This is a genomic window from Klebsiella pasteurii, assembly GCF_018139045.1.
GTDB classification, from domain to species: domain Bacteria; phylum Pseudomonadota; class Gammaproteobacteria; order Enterobacterales; family Enterobacteriaceae; genus Klebsiella; species Klebsiella grimontii.
Genome location: NZ_CP073236.1, coordinates 4,588,443 through 4,606,775, shown reverse-complemented (window position 1 = coordinate 4,606,775; position 18,333 = coordinate 4,588,443). Strand labels below are relative to the sequence as shown.

Below are 18,333 nucleotides of genomic sequence, written 5' to 3'. Positions count from 1 at the left end.
TTCCGGGATCACAAAATAACATCCGCCGTGATGTTAAATCATCTTGTGATATTCCGCGCGGCTGCGACCGGCTAACTCTTTTTACGCTCTCACTTCATCTTTGCGATTCATAGCTGAATTCCGCTCTGGTTATTCAGGGGGTTCTTTTATGCATCGGTTCATCTTTTCTTTGACGTCATCAATAATATGAAGCTATCCCGAGTATTCAGCGTACTGCCGTCGCTATTTTTTGCCGTCGCGTGCGCTGCCGCATCATCCGGCGTGGATCATTGTGAAGTGGGCTGCCCGACCGGCGGAAGCGCGCAGACGCTGGTTCGCGAAGCCTATACGCTCAATAACAACAGCCAGCGCAAATTCGCTAATTGGGTGGCGTATAAAATCACCAAAGCCAGCCTGGCCAGCGGGCGTTCGCGCAGCTGGAAGCGCGATCCGGATTTACCCGCTGCGGATACCCTTGCCCCCGCGGCATACAAAGGGGCCAGCGCAGCATTGGCGGTCGATCGCGGGCATCAGGCGCCGCTCGCCGGACTGGGTGCCAGCGCAGACTGGCAGGCGTTAAACTATCTTTCCAATATCACCCCGCAGGCCTCCGACCTGAATCAGGGGGCGTGGGCGCGGCTGGAGGATAAGGAGCGCGCCCTCGCCGAGCGCCGCGACGTGGCGGCGGTGTGGTCCGTTACCGGGCCGCTGTTCGAACGGCATATCGCCACCCTGCCCGCCGCGCCCGAGGTGGAGCTTCCCAGCGGCTACTGGAAGATTATTTTTATCGGCTCCAGTCCGGATAAAGGCGAACACGCGGCGTTTTTGCTGGATCAGGCGACGCCCAAAAGCGCCAGTTTTTGTGATTATCAAGTGACGGTGGAGGAGATTGAGCGGCGGACTCATCCGGCGCTCTCGTTCTGGTCCGCCCTGCCGGCAGGTATCGCCCGCCGCCTGAAGTTCCGGAAGGGGATGCTGGCAAAAGAGATGGGGTGCCCGTAATTGGGCATGGGCATCCTGTTGCGCGCATTATCTCGCTTTTATTTTTTGAATCTGCTTTGCGGTTATTTCAGCAATATCAGGAAAAACATTTTCAACAGGTGCTAATTAATAGATGCACGCATTCTGTTAATTCTTAATTCGCAGTTAAAGGCGTTTATTTTGTCCGATTAAAGTCTGGACTTTATTTTTATTACTGGTTAGGTTTACAGGTGTTATTTAGCGCGGTGCGAATGTGCGCCAACACACCCGCACCGCTGATCACAATTACTATTTACCAGGAATAGCAACCATGACTAATGCTGATTGTATTGTAGATTCGTTTGATCCAGAAGTGTCGCCGAAAAATAAGCGTCAGTTGACGGTGAGTTATGTGAGACGTTTGCCAGATCGTCGTCTTGTTCCGGCGCTGATCATGAAGGGCGAGTGGCTGGCGGCGGCAGGGTTTTCGACCAGCACCCGGGTGGAGGTGCGGGTGATGGATGGCTGTATTGTGCTGACGGCAGTTGAGCCGGAACCGGAGCTGGAAGCCGCGATGCGCAGGGTGGAGAAGCTGTCGGCCAGGAAGCAGAAGCAGGTCAGAGAGTTTATCGGGGTGATTGGGGGACGGGGTTGAGGGGTCAGGATTGCGGTGACAGACAGGATTTTAATGTCATGCTCTATATCGCCACTCCGGACCTGTACTTATCCATCAAATCCGTACAATGTTCCTTTTAGATAACGGATAAGCACCTGTTAATACGACTGAATGAGGAAACCATCATGGAGACTTACCTTTTACATCGCGGCAGGCTTATCGACCATATCCAGCTTGTGGTAAATGATTTCGAGGCCAGCAAAGCGTTTTATACAGCCGTGCTGGCGGTCCTTGAGATCCCTGTTGTGAATACCTACGACGATTATTTTTGGGCTGATGAGCTTGTTGTTTCATCGATTAATAGCCCCGGTTCCGCAGGTAAGCCGACAGGACGGCATCACCTGGCTTTCCAGGCCAGGGATCGTGAGACGGTGGATACTTTTTACCAGGCAGCGCTGGCACACGGCGGCAGTGATAACGGCGCACCCGGTGAGCGAACTTATCACCCGGGATACTACGCGGCCTTTGTACTCGATCCCGATGGTAACAACATCGAAGCGGTTTACCATGGCGAGGGGGAACGCAGTGCGGCATCGGTGGAGATTGGCTTCAGTCTTTAAGTATAACGGCCTCCGGGCAGGGGCCGTATTGGGCGGTTGGCATTAAGTCAGACCAGGAGCCAGCCCAGGAATTAGCCATATCGAAGCCCTCATAATAATGAGGGCTACATAAAATAAATTCAGTGCTGTAAATTCATTGCGTATTCATTTTATAAAGGAATAACGATGGGAGCCATTAACGAGATAGATATTGCAAAGCTGGTTTTGCTACCCGCGATTTTATATGTGGCTAAAAAGATCATCGACTGGGCGGGAAAAGTGATGTCCTGAATCGCCACGGATAATCTAGACACTTCCGAGCCGTTGTGGACTGACCCCACAACAGTAGACATTTCCTGTCCTCACGACGAGGCCTGTTCAAAGGCCTCCGGACTGACGCCGCCGAGGTGGCTGTGACGCCGGGTCCGGTTGTAGAACACTTCAATGTAATCGAAGATATCCGCCCGGGCCAGATCCCTGGTTTTATATATGCGTTTTCTGATCCGTTCTTTTTTCAGCGAACTGAAGAACGATTCGGCCACCGCATTATCCCAGCAGTTGCCACGCCTGCTCATGCTCGGCGCCAGGTTATTGGCCCGGCAGAAGCGCTGCCAGTCGTCACTACCGTACTGGCTGCCCTGATCGCTATGTACGATAACCTCGCCGTCCGGTTTTCGACGCCACACGGCCATCATCAGCGCGTCGAGCGCCAGTTCGCGTGAGAGAGTGGGTTTCATCGACCAACCGACCACATTACGGGCGAAGAGATCGATAACCACCGCCAGATACAGCCAGCCCTGCCAGGTGCGGATATAAGTAATATCGGTGACCCAGACCTGATTGGCCCGGACAACGGTAAACTGCCGCTGCACACGATTAGGCGCAACCACTGAAGGTCGGCCAGCGATACGACGCGGAGCTTTATAGCCGCGCACGGCTTTAATCCGGTTCAGTTGCATAATGCGGCCCACCCGGTTTTTACCGCAGATTTCCCCGATTTCGTTCAGGTCGCCATGAACCCGGCGGTAACCGTATACGCCTCCGCTCAGTGAATAGGAGTCACGGATAAGCGTCAGCAGACGCTGGTTATCTTTATCCCGCGCGGAGACCGGGTTATGCAGCCACGCATAAAACCCGGCCCGGGCAACGCACAACACCCGACACATCGTCATGACACCCCATACAGAGCGGTGCTCATTGATAAAGCGGTACTTCAGTCGGGCTCCCTTGCAAAGTACCGCGCGGCCTTTTTCAGTATGTCCCGTTCTTCCTCAGTGCGCTTCAGTTGGGCCCTGAGCTTCAGGATCTCGCTTTTCGCTTCCAGTAAATCACGGGCATGCTGCTCGCTGTTATCGGGTTTAATAGCCCGTAACCACTTATAGAGACTGTGTGCTGAAACGCCCAGCCGGTCAGAAACTTCGGCGACGGAATAACCGCGTTCCGTTATCTGACGGACGGCTTCTTCCTTAAATTCAGGTGTAAATCGTGGTGTGCCCATACGCTCCTCCTATGCTCAAACTATAGGGCAGGATCGTCTACCGGGGCGGGGTCAGTCCAAACTATAGGGCAGGATCGTCTACCGGGGCGGGGTCAGTCCAGTGTTCCTCTGACCACTTCTTGTTAGTGGCATGCCACTCTCTGGCAACTGACTCAAAGGTAATATTTTCTTTCGCCTGTTCTTCTTTCACAGCACGTTTGTGTTCGCGAGGATCGATACCAGCAGCAACAAGCTTTCTGGCCTCTTCCCTCTTCTGCCTCGCATCGGCTAGTGATGTTTCAGGATAAACACCAAACGCCATTAGGTGCTGCTTACCACCAAAGCGAAAGCGGAACCGCCAGTATTTTGAGCCGTTGGGGTGAATCAGCAAAAACATGCCATCCCCATCGACAAGGGTGTACTCCTTTTCCTGCGGTTTTGCAGAACGCACTTTGATATCTGTCAGAGCCATAAAAGTTCTCCTTCCATGTGCTGCCGTGAGTATATAAGCATTATCGAACCAGCATATATACTCGGTTCTATACTCACAAGCGACTTGATGTGGGTTGACTCAGATTGACTTCTGTTGAAAGGAAAATCGCGGAAAGCCTTGTGTGGCATGGATTTCAGGCACAAAAAAAGACGTCCGTTGACGTCTATTGATGTTCCGATGGTGCCGAAGGCCGGACTCGAACCGGCACGTATTTCTACGGTTGATTTTGAATCAACTGCGTCTACCGATTTCGCCACTCCGGCACGGAAAGGATACGGAAAACGTTCTGGATTATACCTGTCGCACGCTGCCATGCAAGCAACGTTGCATTCACCTGCCACCAAGTGATGAATTTTTCATCGGCTCAGTGTGTTAGCCTCTTCAGGGTACATTTTGCCCTCCTCTATAACCCCCCATCCCCCCTCCTTCTGCCAAGCGTCCCCTCGCCCCATGCTCTACACTTCCTTCTTAACTACGCCAAACCCAAGGAAACTGTCATGAGCACTATTAAAAGTTACGCCGCCAAAGAAGCGGGCGCCGATCTGTCGCTGTGGGAGTACGATGCCGGCGACCTTAAGCCGGAAGATGTCGAAGTGCAGGTGGAGTACTGCGGGATCTGCCACTCCGACCTGTCGATGATCGACAACGAATGGGGCATGTCGAGCTATCCGCTGGTGGCCGGTCACGAGGTGATTGGCCGGGTGGCGGCGCTGGGCAGCGCGGCGCAGGATAAAGGGATGAAGGTTGGCCAGAAGGTCGGTATTGGCTGGACGGCGCGCAGCTGCGGCCACTGCGACGCCTGTATCAGCGGCAACCACGTGAACTGTCTGGAAGGCTCGGTGCCCACCATCATCAACCGCGGCGGCTTCGCCGATAAGCTGCGCGCCGACTGGCAATGGGTGATCCCGCTGCCGGAAAACGTCGATCTCGAATCCGCCGGGCCGATGCTCTGCGGCGGCATTACCGTCTTCAAACCGCTGCTGATGCATCACGTCACGGCGAACAGCCGCGTCGGCGTCATCGGCATTGGCGGCCTCGGCCATATCGCCATCAAGCTGCTGCACGCGATGGGCGCGGAAGTCACCGCCTTTAGCTCCAATCCGGCGAAAGAGCAGGAAGTGCTGGCAATGGGCGCCGATCGCGTGGTGAACAGCCGCGATCCCGAAGCCTTAAAGGCGCTGGCCGGCCAGTTCGACCTGATTATCAACACCGTCGCCGTCGACCTCGACTGGCAGCCGTACTTTGAAGCGCTGGCGTACGGCGGCAACTTCCACACCGTCGGCGCGGTAATGAAGCCGTTCCCGGTCCCCGCTTTTACCCTGATTGGCGGCGACCGCAGCATCTCCGGTTCGGCCACCGGCAACCCGGCCGAGCTGCGCAAGCTGATGAAATTTGCCGGACGCAGCAAAGTCGCGCCGACCACCGAGCTGTTCCCGATGTCGCAGATCAACGAGGCGCTGAAGCACGTTCGCGAGGGCAAGGCCCGCTACCGCGTGGTGCTGAAAGCCGACTTCTGATCGTTCCTCGTCATGCTTCAGGCCGCAGCCGCGCGGCCTGAACGCCACTGACCGGGGTGATGCCGGGCGGCCCGTCTGCCCGGCGCTTGTTTCCCTGGTCATTAAACCGTCATCTCCCCGCCATACGTTTGCAGTCAATCCTTCTCACAATCCGGGCTTCTACAAACGCCTGAATGAGACGTCCGCCACCATGAGAAAAACCTGGCTCCCCTGGCTGATACTGTCGCCTTCCCTGCTGTTTTTATTACTGTTTACCTGGTTCCCGCTCGGGCGATCGGTCTATGACAGCCTGTTCGATACCCGCATGGTCAGCGACGGCGGCCAGTATGTCGGGCTGGAGAACTTTAGTCGTCTGTTCGCCGACAGCGTCTTCTGGCAGTCGCTGGTGAATAACCTGCTTTATATCCTGCTGACGGTGGTACCGGGCGTGACCCTCGCCCTGCTGCTGGCGGTCGCCCTGACCGAGAATCACCGCGTCAACCGCTGGCTGCGCACCGCCTTCTTCTTCCCGATGATTATCCCGATGGTCAGCGCCGCCGCGCTGTGGCTGTTTATCTTTATGCCCGGCCTGGGCCTGCTCGACCACTATCTGGCGAAGCTGTTCGGCCCGATGAACAACAACTGGCTGGGGCGCAGCAATAGCGCGCTGCTGGCGCTGGCGCTGATTGGCGTGTGGAAGTTCGCCGGTTACTACATGCTGTTTTTCCTCGCCGGGTTGCAAAGCATTCCGGCCTCCACGCGCGAAGCGGCGATCATGGAAGGCGCCACCCGCACGCAGGTGTTCTTTAAGGTCACGCTGCCGCTGCTGCGCCCGACCCTGAGCTTCGTGATAACCACGGCGCTGATCTACTCTATCACCCAGATCGACCACGTGGCGGTGATGACCCGCGGCGGGCCGGATAACGCCACGACCGTGCTGCTCTACTACATCCAGAACCTCGCCTGGGACACCCATGATTTAGGTAAAGCTTCCGCCGCCACCTTCCTGACGCTGGCCGGGCTGTTTGCCTTCTCGCTGATTAACCTCAAACTGCTGGAGAAAGGAGCGCACTATGAGCGCTGAAATCTCGCCGCTGGCGCTGCGATCGCACAGCGCATCGCGCCCGCTCTGGCTGCGCCTGCGCCGCTCGCAGCCCTTTACGCTCACGGTATTAATGTGCTGCCTGGCGCTGCTGTGGATGAGTCCGTTTTTATGGATGCTGGCGACCTCGTTCAGCGCCACGACCTTCGGCGAGGATATGGCCTCGCTGCTGCCCCGTATGCCGCTGACGCTGGATAACTTCCGTGATGCCTGGGCCAGCGCCGACTGGCTGAGCCTCTACGCCAACACCCTTATCTTCACCTTCGGCACCTTCTTCGTGCAGCTGTTAACCATCACCACCGCCGGCTACGTCTTCGCCTGCCACGAGTTCCGCGGCAAGAAGACGCTGTTCCTGATGTTCCTCGTCCAGTTGATGATCATGCCGGTGGTGATGATGGTGCCGAACATGCTGACCCTGAAAACCTTCGGCCTGCTCAACACCCTCACCGGGGTGATGATGCCCTACTTCACCTCGGCGTTCGGCGTGTTCCTGATGCGTCAGGCGTTTCTGTCTATCCCCAAAGAGCTGGAAGAGGCGGCGCTGATGGAGGGCTGTCGCTGGTGGCAGGTGCTGTTCCGCGTGCTGCTGCCGATGTCCTGGCCGTCGGTGCTGGCCTTCGCCACCGTCAGCATTACCTACCACTGGAACGAGTATCTGTGGCCGCTGATGATGCTGAACGACCCGGACAAACAGGTGCTCACCGTGGGACTGGTCTCGTTCGCCATGGGCGCAGAATCCGGCGGTCAGTGGGGCATCATTGGCGCCGGCACGCTGATGGTCTGCCTGCCGCTGATGCTAGCCTTCATCCTCTTCCAGAAACAGTTCCTGCGAAGCTTCGGCTTCTCCGGGATCAAATAAGGAGCTCTTCATGCTGTTAGCGCAAATTTCCGATACCCATTTCCGCAGCCGCGGCCAGAAGCTGTACGGCTTTATTGACGTCAACGCCGCCAATGCCGACGTCGTCTCCCTGTTGAACGCCCTGCAGGAGCGTCCGGACGCGGTGGTGGTGAGCGGCGATATCGTCAACTGCGGCCGCCCGGAAGAGTATGAGGTCGCCCGCCAGATCCTCGGCAGCCTGAACTATCCGCTGTATCTCATTCCCGGCAACCACGACGATAAAGCGCTGTTTCTGGAATATCTGCATCCGCTGTGCCCGCAGCTCGGCCGCGACGCGCAAAATATGCACTACGCGGTAGACGATTTTGCCACTCGCCTGCTGTTTATCGACTCCAGCCGGGCGGGTACGTCGAAAGGCTGGCTGACCGAGGAAACCATCAAGTGGCTTGAGGCTCAACTGTTTGATGGCGGCGATAAACCGACGGCGGTGTTTATGCATCATCCGCCGCTGCCGCTGGGCAACGCGCAGATGGACCCTATCGCCTGCGAAAACGGCCATCGTCTGCTGGCGCTGATTGAACGTTTCCCGTCGCTGACGCGCATTTTCTGCGGCCATAACCACAGCCTGACCATGACCCAGTATCGCCAGGCCATCATCTCCACCATCCCGGGAACCGTCCACCAGGTGCCCTATTTTCATGAAGATACCCGTCCGTATTACGACCTCTCTCCGGCGTCGTGCCTGATGCATCGCCAGGTCGACGAGCAGTGGGTGAGCTATCAGCATCCTCTAACCCACTACGCCGGACCGTGGATGTACGACGAAAATATCAGCTGCCCAACGGAAGATTGCTAAACGCCATGCTTAGTCTGCAAAACATCAGTAAACAGTTTGATGGTAAACCTGCTCTCAGCGCCCTGTCGCTGGATATTCGCGAAGGGGAATTCGTGGTGCTGGTGGGCCCGTCCGGCTGCGGTAAAAGCACCCTGCTGCGCCTGCTCGCCGGGCTGGAGCCGGTCAGCGAGGGGGAGATCTGGCTGCACGATGAGAACATCACCGACATGTCGCCCAGAGAGCGTAATTTCGCGATGATCTTCCAGAACTATGCGCTGTTTCCGCACCTGTCGGTGCGCGACAACATCACCTTCGGCATGAAGGTACGCAAGGAAGAAAAAAGCGGTTGGCAGCCGCGGGTAGATAAAGTCGCGCAGATGCTGCAGCTGGAGACGCTGCTCGATCGCAAACCGGCGAAGCTCTCCGGCGGCCAGCGGCAGCGGGTGGCGATGGCGCGGGCGATTGTGCGCAATCCGCGCCTGTTCCTGATGGATGAGCCGCTCTCCAACCTCGACGCCCGCCTGCGTAGCGAAGTACGCGACAGCATTATGGACCTCCACCAGCAGCTCAGAACCAGCACCGTCTACGTCACCCATGACCAGACGGAAGCGATGTCGATGGCCGACCGCATCGTGGTGATGAACGGCGGCCACGTACAGCAGGTCGGGCGACCGGAGTATCTGTACGCCAACCCGGCCAACCTGTTTGTCGCCGGATTTATCGGATCTCCGGCGATGAATCTGCTCTCACTGCCCTGCGCTGATGGTGAGGTATTACTGGGTGAGCTGCGCTATCCGCTGCCGCCGCGCTACCGTGATGAACCCCGGGTGTGGTTAGGCATTCGCCCGGAACATATCAGCGACCGCGTGGAAGAGAACCATCTGCGCTTGCCCGCCACCGTGCTGCAACGAGAACTGATGGGAGCCGATTATTTGCTCCACGTCAGCACCCCCATCGGCACCTTACGCTTTAGCCGTCGCCATCGCGGCGCGGTGCCGGAGAAAGGCGATTCGCTGATCCTCGGCTTTTCACCTGCCGATGTGCATCTTTTTCATGCTGAGAAACAGCATAATTTACTGATGGAGACAGACCATGTTTAAACCTCTCACCGCTCTCGCGGTTGGGCTCAGCCTTGCCCTGAGCGGCGCGGCGCTGGCGAAAGAGAAGATCGACTTCATGTTTCCGGCGCCGGTGGACGGCAAGCTGACCATGGAGATGACCCGCGTCATTAAGCAATTCAACGAGTCGCAGCAGGATGTCGAAGTGCGCGGGATCTTTACCGGCAACTACGACACCACCAAGATCAAAGCCGAATCGGCGCAGAAGGCTGGGCAGCCGCCCGCGCTGGTGATTATGTCCGCCAACTTCACCACCGATCTGGCGCTGAAGGATGAGATCCTGCCGATGGACGAGCTGTTCCAGTATGGCGATCAAAAAGCCGGGGATTTCCTGGTGAAGGCGTTCTGGCCCGCAATGCATAAAAACGCCCAGGTGATGGGCACCACCTATGCGATCCCGTTCCATAACTCGACGCCGATCCTCTACTACAACAAAACGATGTTCGATCGGGCCGGGATCAAGCAGCCGCCGCAAACCTGGGCCGAGCTGCTGGCGGACGCCAGAAAGCTGACCGACGAAAGCAAAGGCCAGTGGGGGATCATGCTGCCGTCGACCAACGATGATTACGGCGGCTGGATCTTCTCGGCGCTGGTGCGCGCCAACGGCGGGAAATACTTTAACGAGGACTATCCCGGCGAAGTCTATTACAACACGCCAACCACCATCGGCGCCCTGCGCTTCTGGCAGAACCTGGTCTATAAAGACAAAGTCATGCCTTCCGGCGTGCTGAATTCGAAACAGATTGGCGCCAGCTTCTTCTCCGGCAAAGTTGGAATGGCGATGCTGAGCACCGGCGCACTGGGCTTTATGCGCGAGAACAGCAAAGATTTTGAGCTGGGCGTGGCGATGCTGCCGGCCAAAGAGCAGCGGGCGGTACCGATCGGCGGCGCCAGCCTGGTGAGCTTCAAGGGCATCAACGACGCGCAGAAAAAAGCGGCGTACCAGTTCCTGACATATCTGGTGAGCCCGCAGGTCAACGGCGCCTGGAGCCGCTTTACCGGCTACTTCTCCCCGCGTAAGGCCGCCTACGATACGCCGGAAATGAAGACGTATCTGCAGCAGGATCCGCGCGCGGCTATCGCCCTCGAACAGCTGAAGTATGCCCATCCGTGGTACTCCACCTGGGAGACCGTTGCCGTGCGTAAAGCGATGGAAAACCAGCTGGCCGCGGTGGTCAACGATGCCAGCGTTACCCCGGAAGCCGCGGTGCAGGCGGCGCAGAAGGAAGCCGATGCGCTGATGAAGCCCTACGTCGATAAGACCGCGCTGGCGGAAGTGAAGTAAAACTTTTCCCTCTCCCTGCACCTCTCCCAAAAGGAGAGGGAAACGCGTACAGCGTCGCTTATTCGCCACCAGGCAATGTCACGACAGAGGAAAAAAAGCAGGCCATACGACGTATGGCCTGAAAATAAAACAACGATTAGATTCCTGCCGTCTCGCGGATATATTTGCGCGCTTTTACGGCGTATTCGAATGGGTTGGCCAGCGCCGGATCCTGCTCGGCCTCAACCACCATCCAGCCTTTATAGCCATGTTCGTCCAGCAGTTTAAACACCGGACGGAAATCAATGACGCCGTCTCCCGGCACGGTGAAGGTCCCCTTCTTCACGCCGTCAAGGAAGGAGAGCCCTTCGCGACGCACCTGCTCGATCACCGGCGGACGCACGTCTTTCAGGTGGACATGGTTAATGCGTGGCAGATATTTTTTCAGAATCGCCAGCATCGGCTCTTCGCCGCCTTCGGAATACCAGGCGTGCCCGGTATCGTAGAGCAGGAAGACTTTGTCATCCACCAGCGACATAAACTTGTCGATCTCTGCCGTCGTCTGGATACCTGTGCCCATATGGTGATGCAGACAGACCTGCATGCCCTTTTCCGCCGCCAGACGACCGAGGGTGTTATAGCCTTCCGCCACCCGCTGCCACTCTTCTTCGCTAAAGCACGGTTTCGCATTCTCCAGGATGGGCTTTTCCAGCCCCTGGATGCTGCCGCTCTGCTCCGAGCAGCCGATCACTTTTGCGCCCATAGCATGCAGGAAATTCATGTGGTTAACGAATTCATCAATGGTCTTTTCCCGCTGGCCGTTAGCAAAAAAGGTGCTGAACCAGGCGTTGCAAATCTGAATGCCGCGGATATCCAGCATCGGCTTGAGAACCGCCGGATCGCGTGGATATTTGCTGCCGACTTCGCTGCCGGTAAAGCCCGCCAGCGCCATTTCGCTGACGATTTGCTGGAAAGTATTTTCGCTGCCCAGCTCCGGCATATCGTCGTTAGTCCAGCCAATCGGGGCGATAGCCAGTTTTACGTTATCTTTGTTCATAGTAGGGGCTCCTGCCGCTGCGCCTTACCGGCGCAGCAATTCACGTTCGATGAGTTCACGGGTTTCCACTGCCTGGTATTTCATTTTTTCCGGGTAACCGAACAGCGAGGTGGCCACAATAGGCTCACCGCCGACCTTGAAGGTCTGCTCGGCAAATTTCATATCGCGCAGAGTGCGGAACAGCGCGTCGAAATCAACATCCCCTTCCCCGACGCCCACGTGCTGGTGAACGACGGCATCTACGCCCGGCGGGTTAACGATATAGCGGCAATGTTTTGTATGGTTGCGGGTATCCGCGATCAGCACATGGGAGAGATCGCTTCCCGCGTAGCGCAGCATCTTCTCAACATCACCCACGCCTTTGTCATAGAAGAAGGTGTGCGGGACGCTGTAAACGTACTTAACGTTATCGCTGCGAAACGACTTCACAATATCGACGGTTTCGTTGTTCTCTTCGCAGAAGTCCCACGGATGTGCCTGAATTTCAACGCGGATGCCTTCGCGCTCAAAAATCGGCAGCAGCTCTTCCATGGAGCGATAGAACATCTCATCGCAAATCTCCGGCTGGTTAGGATCGCCGGAAAACTCGGTGTTGATCACCTGTACACCCATTTCAACCGCGATTTCGATCAGCCGTTTCCAGTTTTTCACTGCCGCCTGACGGCGCAGCTCATCCGGACCGGACCAGCGGTAGACGCAGATAAACGAAGAGAGCTCCACGCCGGTATCGCGCAGCGCCTGCTTGTACTCAGCCATAATTTCCCGGCTGGCCCGCGGGTGCTTGTAGAACGGGTTGATCTGCGGGTGCGGCGATTGCTCAATGTACTTGTAGCCCCACTCCGCCACCTGATGGACCATTCGGGTTACCCCGAGGTCTTTAATGACATCAACGTCAAAAGCAATTTTCATCGTCGTTACCTGTGCAAAGAAGTTCCGTCAGCAAAGCGGGATTAGCGTTTGTAGAATGCCGGGCATTCCGGCAGCGTCACCTCAACCGGCTCGCTGGTTTCCTGGGCTTTGATACAGGCGTCGGCAGCAACGGACGCCGCATAGCCATCCCACGCCGATGGGCCGTGCAGCTGGCCGGCCTGAACATCATTGATAAAGGCCTGCAGCTCAACGTCATACGCTTTGATAAAGCGATCCTTCCAGTCGGTCAGGATAGCGGTCGACAGATTAGCGGCTTTGCGCATCTGCACGGCCGACGGCTCAGGCAGGCGGGCAATCCCGGTTTCCCCTACCACTTCACACTGGATGTCGTAGCCGTACTGGCAGTTCACGAAGACTTCCACGTCGATCAGTGTGCCTTTTTTGGTTTCAAACGATACGATCTGCGGGTCTTTCAGGCGCGCGTGGGTGTGGGACGTGGAGCGCGGGAAGCGCACCTGCACGGAAACATAGTCGTCATTCAGCAGCCAGCGCAGCACATCCAGTTCGTGAATCAGGGTGTTAGTGATCGCCATGTTGGTGATGTAATCCTCGCCCACCGACTGGTTGCGGTGCGCGCAGCGCAGCATCAGCGGCGCGCCGATGTCGCCGTCATCGATCACTTTTTTCAGCGCCAGATAGCCTTCGTCGTAAGGGCGCATAAATCCAACCTGCACCAGGCGGCGACCAGCTTTCATTTCCGCATCAACGATGCGGCGGCAGCCTTCCGCGCTCATCGCCAGCGGCTTCTCGCAGAACACCGGCTTCCCGGCGGCGATAGCGGCCAGGGTGTACTCTTCGTGGGTGGGGTCCCATGAGGTGACCAGAATGGCATCGACATCGCTGGCTTTAATCACGTCATGACCGTCGGCATAAACTTCGGCATGCACGCCCGGCAGCGCTACCGCGGCGCGGGCGTTCTCTTCGTTGATGTCCGAAACCGCAACGACCGTGGCTCCCTGCAGTACCTGAGTGCAACGACGGATATGCTCTTTACCGATAGCGCCGGCACCGATGACACCTAATTTGAGTGACATAGTTGGTTTTCTCCCGAGATTTGTAGGGTTCAGGGTTTATGTTCTGTTTAGTAATCCCGCGCCTGAGCGCGTTTTTCATTGATCATTTGCGCCACCTTGCGGATCCGCTCGGAGAGCGCAGACTGCGCGACGCCGACGTTCCACCAGCTGCCGTATTTGTGCACCATGGTTTTCGGCAGCACTTTAATGTCTATCAGGGTACTGACGGCTTCGCGGCGCGCGGCGTCCAGCGCGTGGCGCAGTTCTTCTAGCGTCGTGACGCGCCAGGTTTTGCAGCCGTAGCCGGCAGCGACGGTGGCGAAATCTACCGGCACCAGGCCGCCCTGCAGCTGGCCCGATTCGGCGCAGCGGAAGCGGAACTCGGTGCCGAAGCTGTCCATACCGTGCTCCATCTGCAGGTTGTTAATGCAACCGTTGGCCATGTTGTCGAGCAGCACGATGTTGATCTTCGCGCGCTCCTGCAGGGAGGTGACCAGCTCGGAGTGCAGCATCATGAACGAGCCGTCGCCGACCAGCGAATAGACCTCGCTTTGCGGTTGGGCTAACTTCACGCCCAGCGCGGCGCTGACTTCATACCCCATGCAGGAGTAGCCGTATTCCACGTGATAGGTGTTGGTGGCCCGGTTGCGCCAGACGCGCTGCAGGTCTCCCGGCAGGCTACCCGCCGCCGCCACAATTACCGCATCCGCCGGCAGCGTTTCGTTGAGTACGCCGAGAACGCTGCTTTGCGTCAGGGTGGAGTCGGTTATCTGGCGAAATTCGCGATACACCGATTCCCGATCCAGGTGGTCGTCTATTTCCGGGACGAAAGCGGTTTCCTGCCACACCGCCTGGTAAACGCGCTGGGTCTCTTTCAGCTGGCGGCTCTGTACGCTTTCAATCTGCTCTCCCCAGCCAGCCTGCCAGGATTCGCCGGACAGGGCGCCGTCCAGAGCGGTGAGGGCTTCGCGAGCATCCGCCAGCATCGGGATGCCATCCAGCTTCCAGGCGTCGAAGTTGCTGACGTTGATATTGAGGAAGCGCACGCCCGGGTGCTGGAAAATCCATTTTGATGAGGTGGTGAAATCGCTGAAACGCGTGCCAAGACCGATGACTAAGTCCGCCTCTTTCGCCAGCAGGTTCGCCGCCAGGCAGCCGGTTTCGCCGACGCCGCCTACGTTATAAGGATGCGAAGAGACAACGCTGCCTTTACCCGCCTGGGTTTCGGCAAACGGCACGCCGTAGCGCTCGGCAAAACGGGTCAACGCCTCGCCTGCGCCGGAGTATTTCACCCCGCCGCCGCAAACGATCAGCGGCTTACGGCTGGCTTTAATCGCCGCCACGGCATCCGCCAGCTGCGCGGGGCTGGCCGGACGGCGATCAAGGCGGTGTACCCGGCGGGTAAAGAAGGATTCCGGATAATCCCAGGCTTCACCCTGGACATCCTGCGGCAGACAGAGCGTGACCGCACCGGTTTCCGCTGGGTCGGTCAACACGCGCATGGCGTTGATACAGGCGCTCATCAGCTGTTCCGGACGGGTGATGCGATCCCAATATTTACTCACCGCGCGAAACGCGTCGTTAGTGGTAATGCTGAGATCGTGGCTCTGTTCGATTTGCTGCAGCACCGGATCAGGCTGGCGGGTCGCAAACACATCGCCCGGCAGCAGCAGCAGCGGGATGCGGTTGGCGGTCGCGGTCGCGGCGGCGGTAATCATATTCGCCGCGCCGGGGCCAATGGAGGAAGTACAGGCAATAATCTGACGACGCAAAGACTGTCTGGCAAAACCGGTGGCGACATGCGCCATCCCTTGCTCGTTACGCCCCTGATAGACCCGCATTTCACCGCTATCTTGTTCAAGGGCCTGGCCCATTCCCAGCACGTTGCCGTGGCCAAAGATAGCAAAGATGCCTTTGACGAACTTATGCTCTTCGCCATCGACTTCCAGGTACTGGTTATCCAGGAACTTCACCAGCGCCTGCGCCATTGTCAGTCTCAGTTTGCCCATGTTGCCCAATCCTTATTGTCAGTATTTGCGTGTGGGTTAGCGTTTTGCCCTGCGCAGCGATACAAGCGATGAGTCAGGGAAACCGTTAACGCCACTGGAATACTTCTGGATTATAGGCAAACATTTTTTTCATTAAATAGAAATACAGAAGAAATATTTCATTTTGCGAGAGGGATCAAACTCTCTATGCATTTCACCCGTTTCATTCGCATCCTGTATACGGGATAACGCGCAAATTACGCGGCCCACCTCTTAATATCCCCTTAAAAATCATAGGTAAAGACCACATCCAAACGGGCTCCAGTTCAACTTTCAGCCGCAGCCCAGGATCCGAGGCAGAATGAGGCTCAGCGCGGCATAGTGGTATATCCCTCACATTTTTGGTTTTTTAATTTCGATCTAGTTTGCAAATGAAATATTTATTTCTCAAACTAAGGGTAACCAATAACCCTCAGGCTGTTTTCGGAGACGCTGTCGGCATTCCGACTCTTCCGTACAGCAGAAATGCAAAAGGAAACCCTAGCTATGAATGCAGCAGTAAAGCGACTCGACGTCATCTGTATTGGCCGGGTGGCAGTCGATCTCTATGCCCAGCAGATTGGCGCGAGGCTGGAAGATGTCGCCAGTTTTTCTAAATACCTGGGTGGATCTTCCGGCAACGTCGCCTTCGGCACCGCCATTCAGGGATTAAAATCGGCAATGCTCGCTCGCGTGGGCGATGAGCATAATGGCCGTTTTCTACGCGAAACTCTGAGCCGCGCCGGCGTCGATACCGAATATCTGATCACCGATAAGCAGCGCCTGACAGCGTTAGTGATGCTGGGGATTAAAGATCAGGAGACGTTTCCGCTGATTTTTTACCGCGATAACTGCGCCGATATGGCCCTTTCGCCAGAAGATATTAAGGAAGAGTACATCGCCTCTTCCCGGGCACTGGCGGTAACCGGCACCCACCTTTCGCACGCCAACACGCGCGAAGCGGTGCTGAAGGCGCTGGAGTACGCCCGCCGCCACGGCCTGCGTACCGCGCTGGATATCGACTATCGTCCGGTGCTTTGGGGGTTAACGTCTTTAGGCGACGGTGAAACGCGTTTCATTGAATCCGGCCAGGTAACCAGCCAGCTGCAGGAGGTCCTGCATCTGTTCGATTTGGTGGTGGGGACTGAAGAGGAGTTTCATATTGCCGGCGGCAGCACCGATACCCTGACCGCGCTGAAAAACGTGCGTAACGCCACAAAAGCGACGCTGGTTTGCAAGCGCGGTCCGATGGGCTGCGTGGTGCTGGAAGGCGCCATTCCCGACAGCTGGGATAGCGTGCCGCTGCAGCAGGGCGTACGTGTAGACGTGCTTAACGTCCTGGGCGCGGGCGATGCCTTTATGTCCGGCCTGTTGCGCGGCTGGCTTAACGATGAAGGCTGGGAGCAGGCCTGTCGCTACGCTAACGCCTGCGGCGCGCTGGTGGTTTCACGCCACGGCTGCGCGCCCGCGATGCCGACCAAAGCCGAGCTTGACGACTATCTGTCGCGGGCAGAATCGGTGCCGCGTCCGGATATCGACGCTCGCCTCAACCATCTCCATCGCGTCACCAGCCGCCGCCAGGCGTGGCCGGAGCTGTGCATTTTCGCCTTTGACCACCGTAAGCAGCTGGCAGACCTGGCGCTGGAAACCGGGCGTGATGAATCCTGTATTCCGCAGCTGAAGCTGCTGCTGCTGGCTGCCGCGGAAGCCGCTGCAGATGAAGCCGGTCTTGACGGTCGCAGCGGCATCCTCGCCGATGGCACCTACGGCCAGCGTTCGCTCAATGCCATCACCGGCAAGGGTTGGTGGATTGGTCGGCCGATTGAAATGCCGAGCTCACGCCCGCTGCGCCTGGAACATGGCAACATCGGTTCCCAGCTGATCGACTGGCCGCTGGAACACGTGGTGAAATGCCTGGTCTTCTATCATCCGGCCGATCCCGCCGAGCTGCGCGCCGAACAGGATGCGCTGCTGCTAGAGGTCTGGCAGGCGTGCAACAAGTCCGGGCATGAACTGCTGCTGGAAATCATCCTGCCGGAAAACGGCCCGGATAAAGATGAACGCCACTACCACGACATGCTGGAGCATTTCTATCAGCTGGGCATCCAGCCGGACTGGTGGAAGCTGCCGCCGCTGTCGAGCGCGGAATGGGAAAGGATCGGCAAACTGATCGCGCGCGAAGATAGCTGGTGCCGCGGGATCTTAATCCTCGGCCTCGACGCTCCTTCGGACCGACTGCGCGCCGGTTTTGCTGAAGCGGCGAAGCATCCGATGATCAAAGGTTTTGCCGTCGGGCGCACCATTTTTGGCCAACCTTCACGGCGCTGGATGCAGGGAGAGCTCAGCGACGAGGCGCTGATTAACGAAGTGAAACGCAACTACCTCACGCTCATCGGCTACTGGCGAGAAGCCCGCGGCTGATTCAGCCCAGGCCCGCATCCTCTTCAGAAGATGCGGGCTTTTTTCTGGATCTTCGTGAAATGAATCGCGTATTTCATCGTAGTAAATGAAAAATTCGCTTCATTTGAT

15 protein-coding genes, 1 tRNA gene and 1 pseudogene are annotated in these 18,333 nt (G+C 57.3%); 10 read left to right on the top strand and 7 right to left on the bottom strand.

Going from position 1 to position 18,333, the window contains the following annotated elements; genetic code table 11:
* Window positions 1-276: 276 nt before the first annotated feature.
* From KCG39_RS21655 to KCG39_RS21645, 3 genes are all read left to right on the top strand, one after another.
* Window positions 277-981 carry a DNA/RNA non-specific endonuclease gene (locus KCG39_RS21655; protein ID WP_142468125.1) on the top strand — a complete coding sequence of 235 codons (705 nt, stop codon included), beginning with the start codon at window positions 277-279 and terminating at the stop codon, window positions 979-981.
* Between the two features lie 289 nt (window positions 982-1,270).
* Window positions 1,271-1,594, top strand: coding sequence for an endoribonuclease SymE (symE, locus tag KCG39_RS21650; protein WP_142468123.1), 324 nt, complete (start codon window positions 1,271-1,273; stop codon window positions 1,592-1,594).
* A 146-nt stretch (window positions 1,595-1,740) separates the two neighbouring features.
* The gene (locus KCG39_RS21645) at window positions 1,741-2,175 is read left to right on the top strand and encodes a VOC family protein (RefSeq protein ID WP_004128365.1); all 435 of its coding nucleotides are present in this window, start codon (window positions 1,741-1,743) and stop codon (window positions 2,173-2,175) included.
* A 341-nt stretch (window positions 2,176-2,516) separates the two neighbouring features.
* Here the strand turns inward: KCG39_RS21645 and KCG39_RS21640 are convergent.
* From KCG39_RS21640 to KCG39_RS21630, 3 genes and pseudogenes are all read right to left on the bottom strand, one after another.
* A protein-coding gene (locus tag KCG39_RS21640) for an IS3 family transposase (protein WP_208431119.1) occupies window positions 2,517-3,652 on the bottom strand; the annotation gives its coding sequence in 2 pieces (ribosomal slippage) (window positions 2,517-3,406 and window positions 3,406-3,652; 1,137 coding nt in all).
* 100 nt (window positions 3,653-3,752) lie between these two features.
* Window positions 3,753-4,103: pseudogene (locus tag KCG39_RS21635) on the bottom strand (Arm DNA-binding domain-containing protein); the annotation flags it as partial.
* A gap of 199 nt (window positions 4,104-4,302) precedes the next feature.
* Window positions 4,303-4,387, bottom strand: a tRNA-Leu gene (locus tag KCG39_RS21630).
* Window positions 4,388-4,621: 234 nt separating this feature from the next.
* Here KCG39_RS21630 and ahr point away from each other — a divergent pair.
* From ahr to KCG39_RS21600, 6 genes are all read left to right on the top strand, one after another.
* Window positions 4,622-5,641: an NADPH-dependent aldehyde reductase Ahr gene (ahr, locus tag KCG39_RS21625; protein ID WP_142468504.1), complete on the top strand. Its 1,020-nt coding sequence runs from the start codon at window positions 4,622-4,624 to the stop codon at window positions 5,639-5,641.
* A gap of 190 nt (window positions 5,642-5,831) precedes the next feature.
* Window positions 5,832-6,704 carry a carbohydrate ABC transporter permease gene (locus tag KCG39_RS21620; RefSeq protein ID WP_004128303.1) on the top strand — a complete coding sequence of 291 codons (873 nt, stop codon included), beginning with the start codon at window positions 5,832-5,834 and terminating at the stop codon, window positions 6,702-6,704.
* A complete protein-coding gene (locus tag KCG39_RS21615) occupies window positions 6,694-7,581 on the top strand; it encodes a carbohydrate ABC transporter permease (RefSeq protein ID WP_032694864.1) in 888 nt (295 codons plus the stop codon). Before KCG39_RS21620 ends, KCG39_RS21615 begins: the two co-directional genes overlap by 11 nt.
* 10 nt (window positions 7,582-7,591) lie before the next feature.
* Window positions 7,592-8,416 (top strand): phosphodiesterase, encoded by an 825-nt coding sequence (locus KCG39_RS21610; protein WP_211811471.1) that lies wholly within the window; start codon window positions 7,592-7,594, stop codon window positions 8,414-8,416.
* Window positions 8,417-8,421: 5 nt separating this feature from the next.
* Entirely contained in the window at window positions 8,422-9,495 is a 1,074-nt protein-coding gene (locus KCG39_RS21605; RefSeq protein WP_112166587.1) for an ABC transporter ATP-binding protein, read from the top strand.
* Window positions 9,488-10,798 carry an ABC transporter substrate-binding protein gene (locus tag KCG39_RS21600; RefSeq protein ID WP_142468503.1) on the top strand — a complete coding sequence of 437 codons (1,311 nt, stop codon included), beginning with the start codon at window positions 9,488-9,490 and terminating at the stop codon, window positions 10,796-10,798. The genes KCG39_RS21605 and KCG39_RS21600 overlap by 8 nt, the downstream gene beginning before the upstream one ends.
* A 136-nt stretch (window positions 10,799-10,934) precedes the next feature.
* On the opposite strand, the gene iolE is transcribed toward KCG39_RS21600, so the two are convergent.
* The 4 genes from iolE to iolD are packed head-to-tail and all read right to left on the bottom strand — an operon-like array spanning window position 10,935 to window position 15,786.
* Window positions 10,935-11,834: a myo-inosose-2 dehydratase gene (gene iolE, locus KCG39_RS21595; protein WP_004098147.1), complete on the bottom strand. Its 900-nt coding sequence runs from the start codon at window positions 11,832-11,834 to the stop codon at window positions 10,935-10,937.
* Between the two features lie 24 nt (window positions 11,835-11,858).
* Window positions 11,859-12,743, bottom strand: coding sequence for a sugar phosphate isomerase/epimerase family protein (locus tag KCG39_RS21590; protein WP_004098146.1), 885 nt, complete (start codon window positions 12,741-12,743; stop codon window positions 11,859-11,861).
* Between the two features lie 41 nt (window positions 12,744-12,784).
* Window positions 12,785-13,798 carry a bifunctional inositol 2-dehydrogenase/D-chiro-inositol 1-dehydrogenase gene (gene iolG / locus KCG39_RS21585; RefSeq protein ID WP_004098145.1) on the bottom strand — a complete coding sequence of 338 codons (1,014 nt, stop codon included), beginning with the start codon at window positions 13,796-13,798 and terminating at the stop codon, window positions 12,785-12,787.
* A gap of 47 nt (window positions 13,799-13,845) precedes the next feature.
* Complete coding sequence (gene iolD / locus KCG39_RS21580; RefSeq protein WP_142468502.1) at window positions 13,846-15,786, bottom strand: 3D-(3,5/4)-trihydroxycyclohexane-1,2-dione acylhydrolase (decyclizing); 1,941 nt, start codon at window positions 15,784-15,786, stop codon at window positions 13,846-13,848.
* Between the two features lie 525 nt (window positions 15,787-16,311).
* On the opposite strand from iolD, the gene KCG39_RS21575 reads away from it, so the two are divergent.
* Entirely contained in the window at window positions 16,312-18,225 is a 1,914-nt protein-coding gene (locus KCG39_RS21575; protein WP_004128291.1) for a bifunctional 5-dehydro-2-deoxygluconokinase/5-dehydro-2-deoxyphosphogluconate aldolase, read from the top strand.
* Window positions 18,226-18,333: the final 108 nt, after the last annotated feature.